This window comes from Runella sp., assembly GCF_027484545.1.
Taxonomy (GTDB): Bacteria; Bacteroidota; Bacteroidia; order Cytophagales; family Spirosomataceae; genus Runella.
Window position 1 is genome coordinate 1 of the sequence record NZ_JAIXST010000191.1, and the last position, 16245, is coordinate 16245.

20 protein-coding genes are annotated in these 16245 nt (G+C 41.2%); 12 read left to right on the forward strand and 8 right to left on the reverse strand.

What is annotated here, in order from left to right; translation table 11 throughout:
- Positions 1-79 precede the first annotated feature (79 nt).
- Positions 80-379 (reverse strand): isochorismate lyase, encoded by a 300-nt coding sequence (locus Q0081_RS17665; protein ID WP_298356075.1) that lies wholly within the window; start codon positions 377-379, stop codon positions 80-82.
- Positions 380-507: 128 nt separating this feature from the next.
- On the opposite strand from Q0081_RS17665, the gene Q0081_RS17670 reads away from it, so the two are divergent.
- From Q0081_RS17670 to Q0081_RS17680, 3 genes are all read left to right on the forward strand, one after another.
- Positions 508-1428, forward strand: coding sequence for an NAD(P)/FAD-dependent oxidoreductase (locus tag Q0081_RS17670; RefSeq protein ID WP_298356078.1), 921 nt, complete (start codon positions 508-510; stop codon positions 1426-1428).
- Positions 1429-1633: 205 nt separating this feature from the next.
- Entirely contained in the window at positions 1634-2449 is an 816-nt protein-coding gene (locus Q0081_RS17675) for a DUF4239 domain-containing protein (protein WP_298356081.1), read from the forward strand.
- A 32-nt stretch (positions 2450-2481) separates the two neighbouring features.
- The gene (locus Q0081_RS17680) at positions 2482-2982 is read left to right on the forward strand and encodes a hypothetical protein (RefSeq protein ID WP_298356084.1); all 501 of its coding nucleotides are present in this window, start codon (positions 2482-2484) and stop codon (positions 2980-2982) included.
- A 56-nt stretch (positions 2983-3038) separates the two neighbouring features.
- On the opposite strand, the gene Q0081_RS17685 is transcribed toward Q0081_RS17680, so the two are convergent.
- Positions 3039-4655: a pseudouridine synthase gene (locus Q0081_RS17685; protein ID WP_298356087.1), complete on the reverse strand. Its 1617-nt coding sequence runs from the start codon at positions 4653-4655 to the stop codon at positions 3039-3041.
- A 203-nt stretch (positions 4656-4858) separates the two neighbouring features.
- Here Q0081_RS17685 and Q0081_RS17690 point away from each other — a divergent pair, with 203 nt between their 5' ends.
- Positions 4859-6316, forward strand: a complete 1458-nt coding sequence (locus Q0081_RS17690; RefSeq protein WP_298356089.1) for an AMP-binding protein — start codon at positions 4859-4861, stop codon at positions 6314-6316.
- Here Q0081_RS17690 and Q0081_RS17695 read toward each other — a convergent pair.
- Genes Q0081_RS17695 through Q0081_RS17705 form a run of 3 tightly spaced genes read right to left on the reverse strand, consistent with a single transcriptional unit; the run spans position 6313 to position 8072 of the window.
- Entirely contained in the window at positions 6313-7365 is a 1053-nt protein-coding gene (locus Q0081_RS17695) for a hypothetical protein (RefSeq protein WP_298356092.1), read from the reverse strand. The two genes, Q0081_RS17690 and Q0081_RS17695, sit on opposite strands and share 4 nt — an antisense overlap.
- Positions 7362-7592 carry a helix-turn-helix transcriptional regulator gene (locus Q0081_RS17700; RefSeq protein ID WP_298356095.1) on the reverse strand — a complete coding sequence of 77 codons (231 nt, stop codon included), beginning with the start codon at positions 7590-7592 and terminating at the stop codon, positions 7362-7364. The genes Q0081_RS17695 and Q0081_RS17700 overlap by 4 nt, the downstream gene beginning before the upstream one ends.
- Before the next feature lie 3 nt (positions 7593-7595).
- Complete coding sequence (locus Q0081_RS17705) at positions 7596-8072, reverse strand: DUF2975 domain-containing protein (RefSeq protein ID WP_298356098.1); 477 nt, start codon at positions 8070-8072, stop codon at positions 7596-7598.
- A gap of 185 nt (positions 8073-8257) precedes the next feature.
- On the opposite strand from Q0081_RS17705, the gene Q0081_RS17710 reads away from it, so the two are divergent.
- From Q0081_RS17710 to Q0081_RS17720, 3 genes are all read left to right on the forward strand, one after another.
- Positions 8258-8530 (forward strand): type II toxin-antitoxin system RelE/ParE family toxin, encoded by a 273-nt coding sequence (locus tag Q0081_RS17710; protein ID WP_298356131.1) that lies wholly within the window; start codon positions 8258-8260, stop codon positions 8528-8530.
- A 12-nt stretch (positions 8531-8542) separates the two neighbouring features.
- The gene (locus Q0081_RS17715; RefSeq protein ID WP_298356101.1) at positions 8543-8872 is read left to right on the forward strand and encodes a HigA family addiction module antitoxin; all 330 of its coding nucleotides are present in this window, start codon (positions 8543-8545) and stop codon (positions 8870-8872) included.
- Positions 8873-8963: 91 nt separating this feature from the next.
- A complete protein-coding gene (locus Q0081_RS17720) occupies positions 8964-9146 on the forward strand; it encodes a hypothetical protein (RefSeq protein WP_298356104.1) in 183 nt (60 codons plus the stop codon).
- 214 nt (positions 9147-9360) lie between these two features.
- On the opposite strand, the gene Q0081_RS17725 is transcribed toward Q0081_RS17720, so the two are convergent.
- Together Q0081_RS17725 and Q0081_RS17730 are read right to left on the reverse strand one after the other, a co-directional pair.
- The gene (locus Q0081_RS17725) at positions 9361-10779 is read right to left on the reverse strand and encodes a TlpA disulfide reductase family protein (RefSeq protein ID WP_298356107.1); all 1419 of its coding nucleotides are present in this window, start codon (positions 10777-10779) and stop codon (positions 9361-9363) included.
- Positions 10780-11057: 278 nt separating this feature from the next.
- Entirely contained in the window at positions 11058-11771 is a 714-nt protein-coding gene (locus Q0081_RS17730) for a YqjF family protein (RefSeq protein ID WP_298356110.1), read from the reverse strand.
- A 171-nt stretch (positions 11772-11942) separates the two neighbouring features.
- Here Q0081_RS17730 and Q0081_RS17735 point away from each other — a divergent pair, with 171 nt between their 5' ends.
- From Q0081_RS17735 to Q0081_RS17755, 5 genes are all read left to right on the forward strand, one after another.
- Positions 11943-12383, forward strand: coding sequence for a gamma-glutamylcyclotransferase family protein (locus Q0081_RS17735; protein ID WP_298356113.1), 441 nt, complete (start codon positions 11943-11945; stop codon positions 12381-12383).
- 229 nt (positions 12384-12612) lie between these two features.
- Entirely contained in the window at positions 12613-14262 is a 1650-nt protein-coding gene (pgi, locus tag Q0081_RS17740) for a glucose-6-phosphate isomerase (protein ID WP_298356116.1), read from the forward strand.
- Between the two features lie 109 nt (positions 14263-14371).
- Positions 14372-14572 carry a hypothetical protein gene (locus tag Q0081_RS17745; RefSeq protein WP_298356119.1) on the forward strand — a complete coding sequence of 67 codons (201 nt, stop codon included), beginning with the start codon at positions 14372-14374 and terminating at the stop codon, positions 14570-14572.
- Between the two features lie 81 nt (positions 14573-14653).
- Positions 14654-14872, forward strand: a complete 219-nt coding sequence (locus Q0081_RS17750) for a hypothetical protein (protein WP_298356122.1) — start codon at positions 14654-14656, stop codon at positions 14870-14872.
- Positions 14873-15100: 228 nt separating this feature from the next.
- Positions 15101-15517 (forward strand): AraC family transcriptional regulator, encoded by a 417-nt coding sequence (locus Q0081_RS17755; protein WP_298356125.1) that lies wholly within the window; start codon positions 15101-15103, stop codon positions 15515-15517.
- Positions 15518-15535: 18 nt separating this feature from the next.
- On the opposite strand, the gene Q0081_RS17760 is transcribed toward Q0081_RS17755, so the two are convergent.
- The gene (locus Q0081_RS17760) at positions 15536-16129 is read right to left on the reverse strand and encodes a hypothetical protein (RefSeq protein WP_298356128.1); all 594 of its coding nucleotides are present in this window, start codon (positions 16127-16129) and stop codon (positions 15536-15538) included.
- Positions 16130-16245 lie beyond the last annotated feature (116 nt).

A 16245-nucleotide genomic window follows, 5' to 3' on the forward strand; every position in this document is an offset into this window, starting at 1 on the left:
AAAGGTTGGGGCGTAAATTTTAACCGCAATGGACGCAATAGAATCGCTGAGGGCGCAATGTGTTGATTAAACAATAAAATTAAACCAAATGATTTTTCCAAAACTTCAATTCTTCTTCAATAAAATGAGTAACAAGGTCAAAATACATTTTTTCGATGGTATCGGGGTTAAGTCCTTCTTCGACGGCCCATTCTCTTCTTTGCAAAAGCATTGCCTTAAATCGCTCGGGGGCTTTTACGCTCGTTTCGGAGGTTTTAAATTTGGAAGCCGCCTTCACGTACTCAAACCGCTGACCTATTAATTGAATAATTTGCCGGTCAATTTCGTCAATCTCCGTGCGAATATCCGACATATTTTCACATTCGACAGGGGATTTCATATTGCTTGTTTCTAATTTTTTAGACCAAGTTATTACATTTTTTACGCAAAATAATGAGTATAATCAGTTTTTCTAAACATCTACTCCCAAAACAGCGTTTCTTATTCATAAAATAACCCAACTTCATTTTGAGAATAATCATCATTGGCGCAGGTATGACAGGGCTTTCGGCAGCTCGAATATTAACTCAACAAGGACACGACGTAATTGTTTTGGACAAAGGCCGAGGCGTAGGCGGTCGTATGTCAACCCGAACTATTGAACAAGCCAAGGCCGATCACGGAGCTCAATATTTTTCCGTTAAATCTCCTGAATTTAAGGCACTTATCGAAGAGTTGGTTTCAAACAACGTTGCTAAAGAATGGCAATTGGCGCAACGGGAAAACATTCGTTACATCGGTACTAAGGGAATGAATTCCATTCCTAAAAAATTGGCCGAAAGTCTGAATGTGAAGTTAAATGAAAAGGTAGTAACCATAACCGGCAATACCCTCAAAACAGAATCAGGCAACAGTTACGACTTTAATAATCTGATTATTACCATTCCGATTCCACAAGTGATTGAACTTTTACAGAATTCAAACATAACTCCAACAGAAAATGACCAAGCCGTGCTCAACAGTATCAAATACGACCCCTGCATTGCTGTGATGGCTGTTTTAAAACAACCCACCGGTTTTCCAAGCGGAGGAATTATTTTAGAGAATCAACCCGTAGCATGGATTGCCGATAACTTTCAAAAAGGAATTACCCCTTTCCCAACAGTTACCCTCCATGCTTCAGCGGACTACAGCAGAAATCGTTTGGAAGATGATTTACAAGTTGTTTCAAAAGAAATGTTAACGTCTGTCAATCAATACATTCCTACTGACATTATACTTACCTCACAAGTTCATCGTTGGCGGTACAGTCTTGCCCGCAAGCGTCATGAATCTGCTTTTTATCAACTTGAAAATAGGCTTATTTTTCTGGCAGGCGATGGTTTTGGAATTGGAAATGTCGAAGGAGCTTTTCTGTCGGGGTACGAGGCTGCAACGGCTATTTCATAAAAAAAGAGCTGTGTTTCCACAGCCCTCTTTCACTTCAATTTATGGCTATTAGACTACGTTAACTACTTCAATTTTACGTCAACAATGTAATGTGTGAATGATGTAACTTTTTCCTAAAGTTGTGTAATACTAATGAGTGTAAAGGTATATAGTTTTGCATACCTTTAACGAGTTATTTTTCAACTTTAAAATAGTGTTATATAAGATGGGTATTACCTATTATATGCTTCAAATTGACCCTTTTTTACTTTTTATTCTAATCCTTTCTTTTGGGGGAATTTTTGCAGGATTAGGCACTTTTCTTTTTCGCAGATACATAAAGGTAAAAGTCCTCAAGTCTCACAACGAAGTAACGGGTTTTCTATTCACGGCTATTACAAGTTTCTATGCTTTACTTCTTGGGTTTGTAGTATTTGTAGTTTGGGGGCAACTAAATGACCTACAGGGCAATGTAAGCCAGGAAGGCAGCTCGGCATTTGGATTATACCGAGATATAAAATTTTATCCTGATACAACAGAATCAAAACAGTTGATGAAAGTTTATCTTGACTTTGTATTTGATGTTATAGATGATGAATTTCCAAACATGGCACGTATGCAGGCAAGCCAAAAAACTTTGGAATCGTTTAATCAAGTATTTTACAAAATGGAACGCATCAATCCCAAAAACCAATTTCAACTTCAGTTAGTAACGGAAATGTTTCATCATTTGAATGAATTGGCAACCTATCGCGGATTACGAACAGCTACTGTAGAAATGGAAATTCCCAGTCCTATTTGGTGGCCGATGATGTTAGGAGCCATCATAACAATTGTTTGTGCAATGCTCTTAGATATTGAAAATTCGCACATCCACATCGGATTAAACGCCTTATTTGGTATTTTCATAGGCATGTTTTTCTTTATTATTATTGAACTTGACCATCCTTTTACGGGTAGCCTGAGCATTCAGCCGGATTCGTATATGCAGATATTTAATATGGAAGAGTGGGCCAATAAGCCATCTGTTAAAAATAAATAGGTCTGTTATAAAACTTAAATAATCAACTCAAGGTGAACAATAAATTAAATTTACTTCCCATAATTACAACAGCAAGTCTATCAATACTGATTTTGGTGGCTTGTGAATCAAATAAACAAAATAAAAATGTGGTTTTTGAACGTGTCAAAGAAGGAAGAATGTCATCTTCTGACAGCATTCCTTCGAATAATGAAATTGCCCTGAAACCCAAAAAAATAAAACTCATAAAGAGAAATAAAAAGCCCGTAACGAAAATCAAAATTCAGGACGAATGGTCTCAATTTAAAATAGAAATGAACAAAAAAATAGTAGAAAATGAGATTAAAATTCAAGAAATAAAAGACACTCCTGATGTTAATTCAAAATTAAGCAGAAAGGCAAAACGCGCAGAAAAGAGTAATAATAAATTAAGAGAGAAAATGGCAGAATTTAATGAAGAAGGAATAGAAAAGAGGAAAGAGTTTATAGCCAAAATGAATCAAAGTGCAGGCAATATTGAGAATGACCTAAAAGACATGATTGTAAAGAAATAAGTGAAAAAGAGCTGTGTTTCCACAGCCCTCTTTCACTTCAATTTATGGCTATCAGACTACGTTAAATACTTCAATTTTACGACTTCTTTCTCGTTCAGGAAACGCCATTTGCCGCGTGGAACTTCTTTTTTAGTCAATCCTGCGTAAACAGTGCGGTCGAGTTTAAGAACTTCATAACCCAGACTTTCAAAGATACGACGTACGATGCGGTTGCGGCCGCTGTGGATTTCGATACCTACCACCATCGCGTCGGGAGTCACGAGCGCTAAGTCGTCAGGTTTGATAAACCCGTCTTCCAGCTCCATTCCTTCCTTGATTTTCTCAAAATCTTCGGTCTTAATGGGTTTATCTATTTCAACTTGATAAATTTTGTGAACTTCATTGGAGGGGTGCATTAGTTTCTCGGCCAATTCACCATCATTTGTCAATAACAAAAGCCCCGTAGTATTGCGGTCTAATCGTCCTACCGGATAAACTCGTTCTTTACAAGCCCCGGCAATCAGTTCCATCACGGTATGACGTCCTTCCGGATCATCAGTCGTAGTGATGTAATCTTTGGGTTTGTTCACAAGGATATACACCATTTTTTCGGGGTTCAGTACGCGGTTTCCGTATTTTACCACTTCACCCGGATTTACTCTGTACCCTAACTCACTCACTACTTGGCTATTCACCGTAATTTGACCTGTTTCGATGAGTTCGTCTGCTTCACGACGTGAACACAATCCCGCGTTGGCGATGTACTTATTCAAACGAATTCGTTCATCGTACGGTTTTACGGGCTCGTTTTTTGCTTTTTTTGTATAGCGTTCTTCCGCTTGGCGCAAATCGTAGCGAGGAGCTTCTTTTAAATCACCTACGCGACGGCGTTCTCCATCTTCTGCACGGTTGCGTTTTTCATCCGATTGCTCTGCATTGCGCGGGCGTTTGTCACCGTCAAAAGGCTTGTTATACGTAGGTGGCCCGCTGCGCTCTTCGCGTCTTTCGAAAGGTTTGTCGAAATTCCGTTTTTCACGGTCGAATGGCTTGTTAAAAGCCGGACGGTCACCACGCTCTTCACGTTTTTCAAAGGGCTTATCAAAACTGCGTTTTTCACCATAAGGCTTATCATACGGCTTTTTGAAAGCAGGTTTGTCATCACCACGGTCGGGACGGTCACTGCGCTCTTCGCGTCTTTCATAAGGTTTGTCCAAACTGCGTTTTTCACGGTCGAATGGCTTGGTAAAAGCCGGACGTTCTCCACGCTCTTCGCGTTTTTCAAACGGCTTATCAAAACTGCGTTTTTCGCCATAAGGCTTATCATACGGCTTTTTGAAAGCGGGTTTATCACCACGATCCGGGCGGTCACCGCGTTTTTCAAACGGTTTATCAAAACTCTTTTCGCCGCGTGGCTTAAATTCTGATCTCTTTTCGAAGGGTTTATAGTACGATTTTTTGAAGGCGGGCTTATCACCCGGACGATCGCCGCGTTTCTCAAAAGAGCGACGTTTTTCGAAGTCAAAAGGCTTATCAACGCTTTTCTCTATACGTGCTCTGGGCTTTCTTTTGTCCGAGGCTCTGTGCACTTTTTTGTCGGATTCATTAGACACTTTCTCGGAAGTTTTCTCTATTTCCGGTTTTTTGTACTTACTGTAAAAAGGCTCGTTGCCCGAGTTTTTATTATCTTTTTTCATTGGGCTTGCAGTATCACTACTGTAAATATTGAATTAGTTAAATGATAATTTGGCAAAACACAAAAATCACCAAATCGCCTGATAATCAGGACTACAAAGGTACGAAATTTTAAAGTAAGATGATTTTTTAAATAAATATATCTCAAAAAAATGATTTTGGTCGTTTAATCAACACTCCATCCAACCTATTAACTATTTTTGCCGTGATAGTAGATCGTATACCCCTCAAACCCCTTTGGGCACCTTCGCGTGCTTTTGTGGAACAGTCCAACCTAAAAAAGTTTCAAAATTGGTTGTTTGTCAAAAAAGGACTCTATTTCCGAGACTACCACGACCTGTGGGATTGGTCGGTGACCGATTTGGAAGATTTCTGGGAAAGCATTTGGCAATTCAACGATGTCAAATCCCACAGCATGTATTGGGATGTGTTGGTTAATTCAAAAAAAGACTTTACTGCTATCCAATGGTTTAGGGGGGCAAGTATCAGCTACGCCGAGCACATTTTTCGTCATAAAAATGCCAACCGACCTGCTTTATTATACCAATCGGAGCGGGAACCCTTGCGCGAGTTTTCCTGGCGTGAGCTGGAAAAACAAGTCACGGCAGTTGCCGCTTATCTGCGACTTTCGGGAGTAAATGCAGGCGATAGAGTTGCGGCAGTGTTGCCCAATTGCCCGCAAGCTGTGGTGGCGTTTTTGGCGACTAATTCCATTGGTGCGGTTTGGTCGATTTGTTCGCCTAAAATGAATACCACCGACATTTTGGATAGATTCCACCCAATTGAACCCAAAATTTTATTTGTAGCGGATGGATATTTTCAAAATGGCAAATCGTTTGACAAATCGGCGGCCATGAAAGACCTAATGGGTAAATTACCAACGCTGAAAAAGACCATTTTACTTCCTTACCTCAGTCCAACTGCGCAAATTACCAGAACAGAAACTTGGTCAGAAGTGGTAACAACTCCCGCTCATACACTTGAATTTACGCCCGTACTTTTTGAGCATCCGTTGTGGATTTTGTATAGTTCAGAAGCGAATGGGAAATCAAAAGCCATTACGCACAGCGTGGGCGGATGCCTGCTCGAACACCTCAAAATTTTTGCGCTGCACCAAAACGTAAAACCCGGGGATCGTTTCTTTTGGCATTCTAACACGGGGACACTCCCCTGGAATTTTTCAATAGCAGCAATGCTTTCAGGAGCCACCCCATTATTGTACGAAGGAGCCGTAAACTACCCCAACCTAAACATTCTTTGGGAATTGACCGAAAAAGCAAAAATCAATCATTTTGGGGGGAATACGGCCTATTTTACGGCTTGTAAGGGAGAAAATTTGAACCTACAAGGCTATCGTTTCAATCAATTGCAAAGTATCAGTTCGACCGATGCGACTTTATCGCCCGAAGTTTTTGAATGGATCTATCAGAAGGTAAAAAAAGACGTTTGGTTGATTTCGCTCAATAGTAACGTCGAAATAGGCAGCAGTTTTGTGGGAGGCTGCCCTACATTGCCCGTTTATTCGGGCGAAACACAATGCCGTTTGTTAGGCTATAAATTGGAAGCGTACGACAAAAAAAGCGCCACTGCCAGCAAAGAACTGGGAGAAGTACTCCTCTCCCAGCCCATGCCTTCTATGCCGCTATCTCATTTTAAATCTTAATCTACCCAGTCAGCGATATACAGGTTTGTGTCACGCGAACCAGGAGCATTATTACGGTTAGAGCTGAAAATCAGCTTTTTGCCGTCGTGCGAAAACATCGGAAAGGCGTTAAAAATACTGTTGTTGGTGACGCGCTCTATGCCCGTTCCGTCCAGATTAACCATATACAATTGAAAATCATAGCCGCGCTGCGAATGATGATTGGAAGAGAAAATGATTTTATCGCCTTTGGGGGTAAAATAAGGTGCCCAGTTGGCTTTGCCCAATTTGGTCACTTGCTTTAAATCCGAGCCATCTACGTTGCACGTATAGATTTCCATGTCGGTAGGAGCAACCAATCCCATAGAAAGCAGTTTTTTGTACTCAATCACCTCTTCCTCAATTTTAGGACGTGAGGCGCGGAAGACCAGTTTCTTGCCATCGGGAGAGAAGAAGGCACCGCCGTCGTAGCCCAATTGGTTGGTGATACGTTTTACATTTTTCCCGTCAATGTCCATCACGTACAAATCAAGGTCACCATCGCGAGTGGACGTAAACACGATTTTGTCGCCTTTGGGAGAGATGGTCGCTTCGGCGTCGTAGCCTTTTTCGGTGGTCAATTGCTTGACTAATTTCCCTTTTAAGTCCGACACAAAAATATCGTAGGTGTCATATACCGCCCAGAGGTATTTGTTCAAATAAGGTTTTATCGGCGGCGGACACGAATCGTTGGCCAAGTGCGTACTTCCAAAAAGAATTTGCTTGTCGCCCGGCATAAAAAACGAACAGGTCGTGCGGCCTTTGCCCGTACTAATAAAAGAGGGACGCTCATCCGGATTGCTCAATCCCTTGTTGACATCCAAATAAAAAATCTGGTCGCACTGCAATCCCCATTTAGGATTGTTGGATTGAAAGCTGACGTATTTGTCATTGAAACTAAAATACGCTTCGGCATTGTCACCGCCAAAAGTAAGCTGTTTTACGTTTTTGAGGTGTTTCTCTTCGTTGTTTTGTGCCGGTAGTGTGGTTGAGATTGCCACAAAGAAAATAAGCAGGAGATTGATTTTCATGTTTCGATGAATGATGATTTTGGGGCACAAATATACGCCAAAATATCTCCCGGCTGACAATCTAAGGCGGCACAAATCGCTTCTAAGGTGTCAAATCGAACCCCTTTGGCCTTTCCAGTTTTCAAAATAGACAAGTTGACGTTGGTGACTCCCACCTTTTGGGCCAGTTCGTTGAGCGACATTTTTCGCTTGGCCATCATTACATCTAAGTTTACGATAATGGGCATAATTTAGATAAATGATTCGTTTTCAGATTTGACAGCAATGGCTTTTTGGATAAAGCTTGAAAGAATGAAAGTCAGCAAAGCCAGAAATAGCGAAAGTGGAGACTCAAAAACAAAATCGGTGAAAAACTGGCTCATCAGAGGGCTTGCTTGAGGAAACGTATTGCCATCCGTAAAGTTCTTAAAACTCTCGGCTAAAGAATTGAAAACTGCTACGGCAATACATACAAAGCCAATAAGCCGAACATAGTAAACACTTTTCTGGTCAAAAAGACCACTTTTTTGGTAGTTTTTCAGCAAAATAAATAGTATTCCACCAATGAAGGCTAAACAGCAAAAAGACAGAAATTTTAGCAAGTACATCAATGAAACGTTGGGATAGTAGAGGCGTGTGACATAGTCGTAAGCACGAAAACCTGTTAAAACAAGGCCAAATGATACCCACAATAGAATAACCCAAAAGAGAAATTGTTGCTTTTTCATGTTCGTAAGTGTTTAAGTTTGGGTCAAATGCAGAGGTTATTTAAAATAAAACAAATAAAATTTAATATTTTATTTTAAATAACAAAATTTATCAACAAAATTCTATTTCTTGCTTTATGCATCTTCCATTATTTTTAAATAGCCTTGATACGTGACACGTAACATGTTACATTTGTGTTACGATTATCAGCTACCGGCACAAAGGGTTAGAACTTTACGCCACCAAAGGCGACCGTTCCAAGTTGCAACAAAACCACGTGGCTAAAATAAGGTTGATTTTAACCCGTTTGGATGCGGCAACGGCACCTGAGCAGATGAACCAAGTAGGGTATGATTTTCACGCCCTCAAAGGCGATTTAAAAGGGTTTTACGCTGTGAAGATATCAGGAAATTGGCGCATTATCTTTCGGTTTAAAGGCGAAAACGTCACCGATGTAGATTACTTAGACTATCATTAAAGGAGCAAAACTATGGCACTATTTGACCCCGCCCACCCAGGCGAATTGATCCGCGAAACCATTGTGGGATTACGCGAAGAAACAGGACAAAAATTAACCGTTGCCGAAATCGCCGAAGGTTTGGGAACGACCCGTAAAACCTTGTCATCTATTATCAATGGCAAGCAGAGTGTAACGCCAGAGATGGCTATTCGTTTAGGTACAGCTTTCCCCAATACCACGGCAGAATTTTGGCTAAAGGTGCAGGCGAACTACGATCTTTCCAAAGCCAAGTTAAAAGTGGACACGACCCACATACGAGTATTTTGGCAGCCAACAGGCCATAATCTTCAACCTGCATAGGGATTAGAAAATGCTAAAGTGTAATTTTTCGCCCGTTTGAACAGGGGAAATTTTACGGGAGAATTATATCAACGAGCATAATTTGACCATTATGGAAATAGTTGAGGGCTTGGGCGTTACCTGCGCCAATTTATGGACTACAGTCAATGGACGGGCAGGGATAAGCTCCGAAATGGCCGTGAAGTTGACCGAGGCATTTGGTAATACCCCGGAACTTGCAGAAGAACTACGAACTTTGGTACGCCGATTGGTATATGCTGCAACTTCTCAATAAACAGGCACTACTAAACTTCATAAAGGTCGAATTGGAACAGTTATAATGCGGGATAAGTGGAGTGCTGTATTCTAATTTTACAACAGCTGGTATGGGAAATGCGATGCAATCACTCCGCTTACAGATTCGCGTTGCAAACGCGAATCCGTAAGCTATTTAAAATAAAATAAATTTAATGTTTTATTTTAAATAATTTAATTTTATCGACAAATTGCTATTTCTTGCTTAATGTCTCCTCCAATACTTTTATCAAACCCTTTCCATCGTTTTCGCTGGGTGCTGGAGGTTGGATGGCATGAAAATTTCCATCACGGCCAATAATGAAAGAAGACGGAATACAGCCTGAGTCATACTTATTTGCGACGCATTCTTTCGCTTTTATGTCATCGCGCAAATGTGTGCCACTGATTTGGTATTTCGCAATAGCTTTGCGCCAATCGTTCTCTTTCTCATCCAATGAAATGTAGAGAAACACCAAATCGCTTTGGTCTTTGAAGTGTGCTTTGATTTTCTTTACCGATTTCATTTCGGCAATGCAAGGGCCGCACCAACTTGCCCAAAAGTCCAGATAAACCACTTTCCCTTTAAAATCAGCCAATTGCACCGTTCGTCCTGCGGTATCTTGGAGAGTAAAAGGCAAAGCGGGTTTTCCAACGGCAAAGATTTCTTTTTCAGTGAGCTTTTCTTTAAGTAGTGGTAAAAAACGGCTGTTAGGATACTCTTTTTCAAAACTTTTTACCTTACTGACTGCTTCATCATTAAAACCTTTGAAATTAATTTCCTCTTTTAGATGCTCTGCACTTAAAACCTCGACGAAAGCTGGGTGAAATAAAGATTTGTGGGCTTGAAAGTAATCTTCCAAGTGTTCCACAATATCATGGTTTTTGTCGGGATAAGCCAATGCGGTCATGTACAAAACACTACTCGGGTATTGCTCCGATTTGGCAGTTATTTCGTTCTGAGGCGGGTTTATTTCAATTACTTTTTGGCGATACAAAGCAGGGATAAGCTTCGCATCAAGAGGTACTTTTAATTTTTGTGACCTTTGATAGGCATCATATATTATTTTTCGGTTTATGGTAGATTTTATATCTGCCTGAGAAAGCGTATGAAAAACTGGACTGGTTTTATGTTTGTATTTCTCTAAAACTTTAAATTTCAACTGCTCAACCTCTGTCAATCTTTTAAAAAACAACGTCGGAGAACCTATTTTTTGGGAAGAAAGGTTTTTCCAATCCGATTTGATGACTGTTTCTAAGAAATCTTCTTTGTAATACTCAAGTTTTGGAGCGGCGTTTCCTTTAAAAATGACCGTATTCCAGAAGTCTTTTGCCTCAAAATTCATAGAAATAGTATCATTAGGCTCAAGAATAAAAATAAGTTCCTCTTCTTTCTTTTCATCAAAGAGACAATACAGGTAGGCAATGTCATTGAGCGTAGTTTTGACCTCAAACTCATCGTTTTCATCCAATAGCAGCTCATTGCTTTGGCTTTTTTCGGCAAAGGGATAAATTAAAATGCTGATGTTTTTGGAACTGGGATTGGTGATTTTTCCCTTGATAATCACATTTTGGCTAAAACCAGTCAAATGGAATTCCAAGAGCAGCAGAACGATAATGATAACGTTTTTCATGATTTTGGAAGGTTTACGGTATGATGAAATTGCGAAAGGTAGGTGCATTGCTGATTGTAAATATATAAAAGAAAATTATACAACAAATCATTATTGGCATTTTTTATAAACGCCTTTCAACCACTCTATCCTTTTTGCAAAAAAATGGGAGAATGTTTATCATTGCGATAACAACACTTTTCCTCATCAAGGAGACAGTTATGATTTTTCAACTGTCTTCCACAAGCTTTTGATACTCCAAGTTTTGTCAACAAGTGAGGGCTTCTACTAAAGATTCGTCACAGTTTTCGGGCCGAAAGGACTTGGATGGCCGAACCCTCAGCCAACAGCACCGAATCGGGTATTTGGTTACTTAAAAAACCAAAAACGTCGCCGTACAGCGCTGCAAAGTCCACCTCAATGTCATAACTATTGACGGGATAAACTTGCCAACGGGGATGCTCTACCCCGTATTCCGAAGTCACGGAGGGACTGAAAGCGGTGTATCCCCAATAATGTTCGGTAATAAATTCTTCTTGACTACCCACGGGCATATCAACGACTTGAGGCTCGGCTACTACCTCAAAATGATTCCAGTTGCGGTGTTTCCATTCGTATTTTACGGCGAGTTGGTCGTGGCCCTGTTGCCAGTTGTACCGCATCGGCATGGTTACGTAGGGTTCGTGGTAAATGAGGTTGGCAAGCCAACTAACCGCAAATTTTGGTACTATCTCTTTGATAAAAGTAGTGCCTCGTTTCCAGTTTCCTTGCTCGTCGCGGTAGCGAACATAAAACCGCAAGTTTACTTCCTCAAAGGAGGTATGAAAAGGAACAGGAATGCCCTTTAATCGCACATTATCAAACAAAAAGCCCACCAAGCTCACGTAGCATTGGCCGTTCCACAGGTCTAACTCGGTGTGCTTGGGTACGTATTGTTTCAACAATTCCGGCGGTACGGCGTAATTGGCCATTGCCAGTTTGCGCCATTCGGCAGTAAGGAAGGATGCGAGCATGGATTTTGGGTATTTTACGCAAATTACCAAAGTTTCTTTGTTATTTTGACTTTTAAAATGAGACTTGAAAATGATATACTTTTGGATTTTGAGCGCAAAATAGCGAAGTAAAACAGAAGCAATACGAGTGTAGTCTTGGTAGGGTTTTGATAAGATGCAAGCGTTTAGGGTATGAGTTTAGAGAACATCGTTACAGAATTAAATAAAAAATGGAGCCAAGCTAAGGAAGTAGGCTTGACAGAGATTGAAAAGAATTTCATCAAACAGTATGAACCCAAAAACCACTTTATTGTTTACGGCACGCTTGCGCCCAATCGCCCAAATCATTCTAAAATCGAACATATAAAAGGAGTATGGCATACGGGCATTGTAAAAGGCAAATTAGATAGTAAGGGTTGGGGAGCGCTTTTGGGCTACAATGGATTCAAACACTGTCCTCTCGAAGAGCAAGAGGCAATAAAAGCTTATGTCCTTTTTTCAAATGAATTAAGTGCCAATTGGCCGTTTTTAGATGCTTTTGAGGGGAGCGAGTACCGACGCGTATTGGCAAAGTTCGAGTTAGATAACGGCGATGTCGGTGTAGGTTACATCTATGCTCTAAATGAAGAGTAATGACGATGAAGCATAAGCTGTAAATGATACGGGAGTTGCTGAAATTCTTCACATTGCTCCTTAGGCTCTTCGCTATTATGGAATTTAAAATCCAGAAGTTTTATAATTTTAAATTTTAACCCCAAAATACTGATGAGCAAAAGCACCAAAAAGTACTTTATCCCCCCAAAACATACAGAAAGCCGTCGAAAATCCTACTTTTGCGTATTCAATCAAAATTATTAGACAAATGTTACAAGCCATTCCTTTCGACCAAACTGCGGCTTACCGTAAGCTCAAAACCCATCATAAAAGCATCAGTAAAAAGCACTTAAAAGAACTTTTTGCCGAAGACCCCAACCGTTTCAAGAAATTTTCGTTGCGCTTGGGCGACATAGTGGTTGATTATTCCAAAAACCGTATCAATGGCCGTACATTGGCTTATTTGTGCGATTTAGCGCGGGAGTGTCAGTTGAGCGACGCCATCGAAAAGATGTTTACGGGCGATAAAATCAACGCTACCGAAAATCGTTCGGTGTTGCACGTTGCTCTGCGTAACCGTTCTAATACGCCTATTTTGGTGGACGGCAAAGACGTAATGCCCGATGTAAACGAAGTGTTGGAGAAAATGAAAGGCTTTTCGGAAAAAGTACGCGGGGGAGAATGGAAAGGCTATTCGGGCAAAAAAATCACGGATTTGGTCAATATCGGCATCGGTGGCTCTGATTTAGGCCCCGTGATGGTGACGGAAGCGTTGAAATCGTACGGCAAAAAAGGTCTGAATGTGCATTTTGTATCCAATGTAGACGGAACGCATATTGCCGAAACACTGTCGGGCTTGAATCCTGAAACGACTTTGTTTATGATTGCCTCTAAGACGTTTACGACCCAAGAAACGATGGCCAATGCCCACTCGGCGCGTCGTTGGTTTTTGGAAACAGCCAAAGAAAGCAGCCACGTAGCGAAGCACTTTGTGGCGATTTCGACCAACCGCACCGAAGTAGAAAAATTTGGCATTGACCCCGAAAATATGTTTGGTTTTTGGGATTGGGTTGGAGGTCGTTATTCGTTGTGGTCGGCTATTGGGCTTTCCATTTCTTGCTACATTGGTTTCCAAAACTTTGAGCAACTCCTCGCGGGGGCACACGACATGGATAACCATTTTCGTTCGGCACATTTCGAGAAAAATATTCCTGTGGTATTGGCTTTGTTGGGCGTTTGGTACAACAATTTTTTTGGGGCTGCTACGCAGGCTATCTTGCCTTACGACCAATACATGCACCGTTTTGCGGCCTATTTCCAACAGGGAGACATGGAGTCGAACGGAAAATACGTGAGTCGGAACGGCGAAAAAGTAAACTACGAAACTGGCCCTATCATTTGGGGAGAACCGGGCACCAACGGCCAACACGCTTTCTATCAGTTGATTCACCAAGGCACCAAATTGATTCCTGCCGATTTTATCGCGCCTGCTTTGAGCCACAATCCGATTGGAGAACACCACAAAATGTTATTATCTAATTTCTTTGCCCAAACCGAGGCATTGATGAACGGCAAGACCTACGAGGAAGCCGCCGCAGAACTCGAAAAAGCAGGAAAATCTGCCGAAGAAGTCGCGTTTTTGGCCCCTTTTAAAGTATTTGAAGGAAATCGCCCGACCAATTCAATTTTGGCAAAAAAGATTACACCACGGGTTTTGGGAAGTCTGTTGGCGATGTACGAACACAAAATCTTTGTACAGGGCGTGATTTGGAACATCTTCAGTTTTGACCAATGGGGTGTGGAATTGGGCAAACAACTCGCCAACCAAATCTATCCCGAACTCCAAAACGACTGGCCCATCGACGCACACGACAGCAGCACCAATGGGTTAATTAACCAGTACAAACGTTGGAGATAGTATAACAAAAGGCAAGGGGCAAAGGACAAGAAGCAAAGGGCAAGGGACAACCTGGTTCTTGCCTCTTGCCTTTTTAAAATTGCCTCTTTAAAAATTTGCCTCTTTAAAAATGCCCATCCGCATCGACTTTTTTGCGATTCTCATTCTGCTTGGCGTCATTCAGGGCATCTTACTGGGAGGGCTTTTTTTAACGGGCGAGCGCGCCAAGCTCATTTCCAATCGCGTTATGGGTTGGTTAATACTGGCATTTTCGGCGGCTATTTTGGAAGTATTTTTGTGTTACTCCAACTATCAATTTCAACTGCTGTAGACGAACAATTTTGCCGAGCCTACTAATTTCCTGCTTGGGGTACTACCCTATTTCTTTGTTTTTTCCCGCTTACACGGGCACTTGCCTAAAGGTTGGCGGTGGCATTTGCTTCCGTTTGCTTTTTGGTGTGTTTACTCGGTATTTTGGCAATACCAATCGTTGGATTATAAATACAATTCCTACATTGATGCCTGGCACCCAGAACTTCCCTACCGCGACATCACGTTTTGGCTACCCGAAGATCCGTTGGGGCTGCGCGACCATATCAACGACCTGACGATGGTTAGCATCTTTGTCTAAGCAACTCTTTGCCTTCGAGAAGTATATCGGGCATTTCAACGAGAAAAACAGCCTTTTTTTACCATAAAAAACCTTCCACCACTCACCCAACTACGTAATCACACACTGTTTATCTGCCTTTTTCCCATTGTTTTTTTAATCGTCAAACTGATTTTTGAAGACAATTTGGGAGATTATTGGCTCGGAAGTCTGGTGACGTTCACTATCTACATAACGAGTTTTTTGGTTATGAATCATTCTATTTTGTTTAAAGCTAGCCCGCCAGAAAACAAGAAGAAATACGAAAAATCAGCACTTTCGGAGGACTATGGAGATCTCATTTTGCAGAAACTTCAGACCTATCTTGCCAAACAAAAACCGTATTTGGAAAACGATTTGACATTACCCAAATTAGCACAACGACTGTCGGTATCGCCGCATCATCTTTCTCAAGTACTCAATGACCGCCTCAATCAAAGTTTTTTTGATTGGCTGGCAACGTATCGTGTCGAAGAAGCAAAGAAACTACTTGTGGATACTGCGCTTTCCCACCTCAAAATTGACGAAATAGCCGAACGCGTAGGTTATAATTCCACCTCGGCCTTTCATACTGCCTTTAAGCGGATTACGGGAAAGACACCGGCTCAGTTTCGGGTTATCAGCTAATCATTCGTTTGAATATCCTCAAAAACGATAGCCCACATTTATTCCTGCGTTGAGTACTGTTTCACCACTTGCATAGCTTTGAAAAGAAGCTCTTCCTCCTACCAGCCAATGCCCCGTAAAATGCAATTCTGCTTCCAACACTACAGAATAGCCAATTGTCCAATAGTTCAGAGGGCGGGTATAATTGAGAGGCGTAATTACATAATCTGTGTTAGGCGGTAAGGCGGGCAAAGCCCCTTTAAATATGATACCATAACTGTTAGGTTGCGTATCTGACAGAAAACGCAAGGATGGCCCTGCACCGAGACGGATTTTGCTCTTTTCAAAACGCATCGGCGAGATAAAAGGATTGGGATCAACGGAAAAAGAGGCTTTGGTAAAACGCAGATAATCAGAAGATTTGGATCCATATCCGACATATAACGAAGGAGCAAAGGTCAAATAGCGATTCAGGCGACGATTGTATTCATTGTAATAATTGACGCCCGACAAGTCACCCGAACCGAATAAAACATACGTAAGGCCTGCTTTGATACTATTTTGAGGGGAAGTTTGGCAAAAAGCTAACTTACTGACCGCCAATAAACTAAGAAAGAACAGAGTCTTTTTCATTAGAGTTAATTGACAAAAGATGTTATTAAATGTTTCTAAAAATAGTGCGTAGGTTATGAATTCCTGCACATGCTGAAAAGATGGCATCACGTTTTTCTGACTTATGTATGCCAATA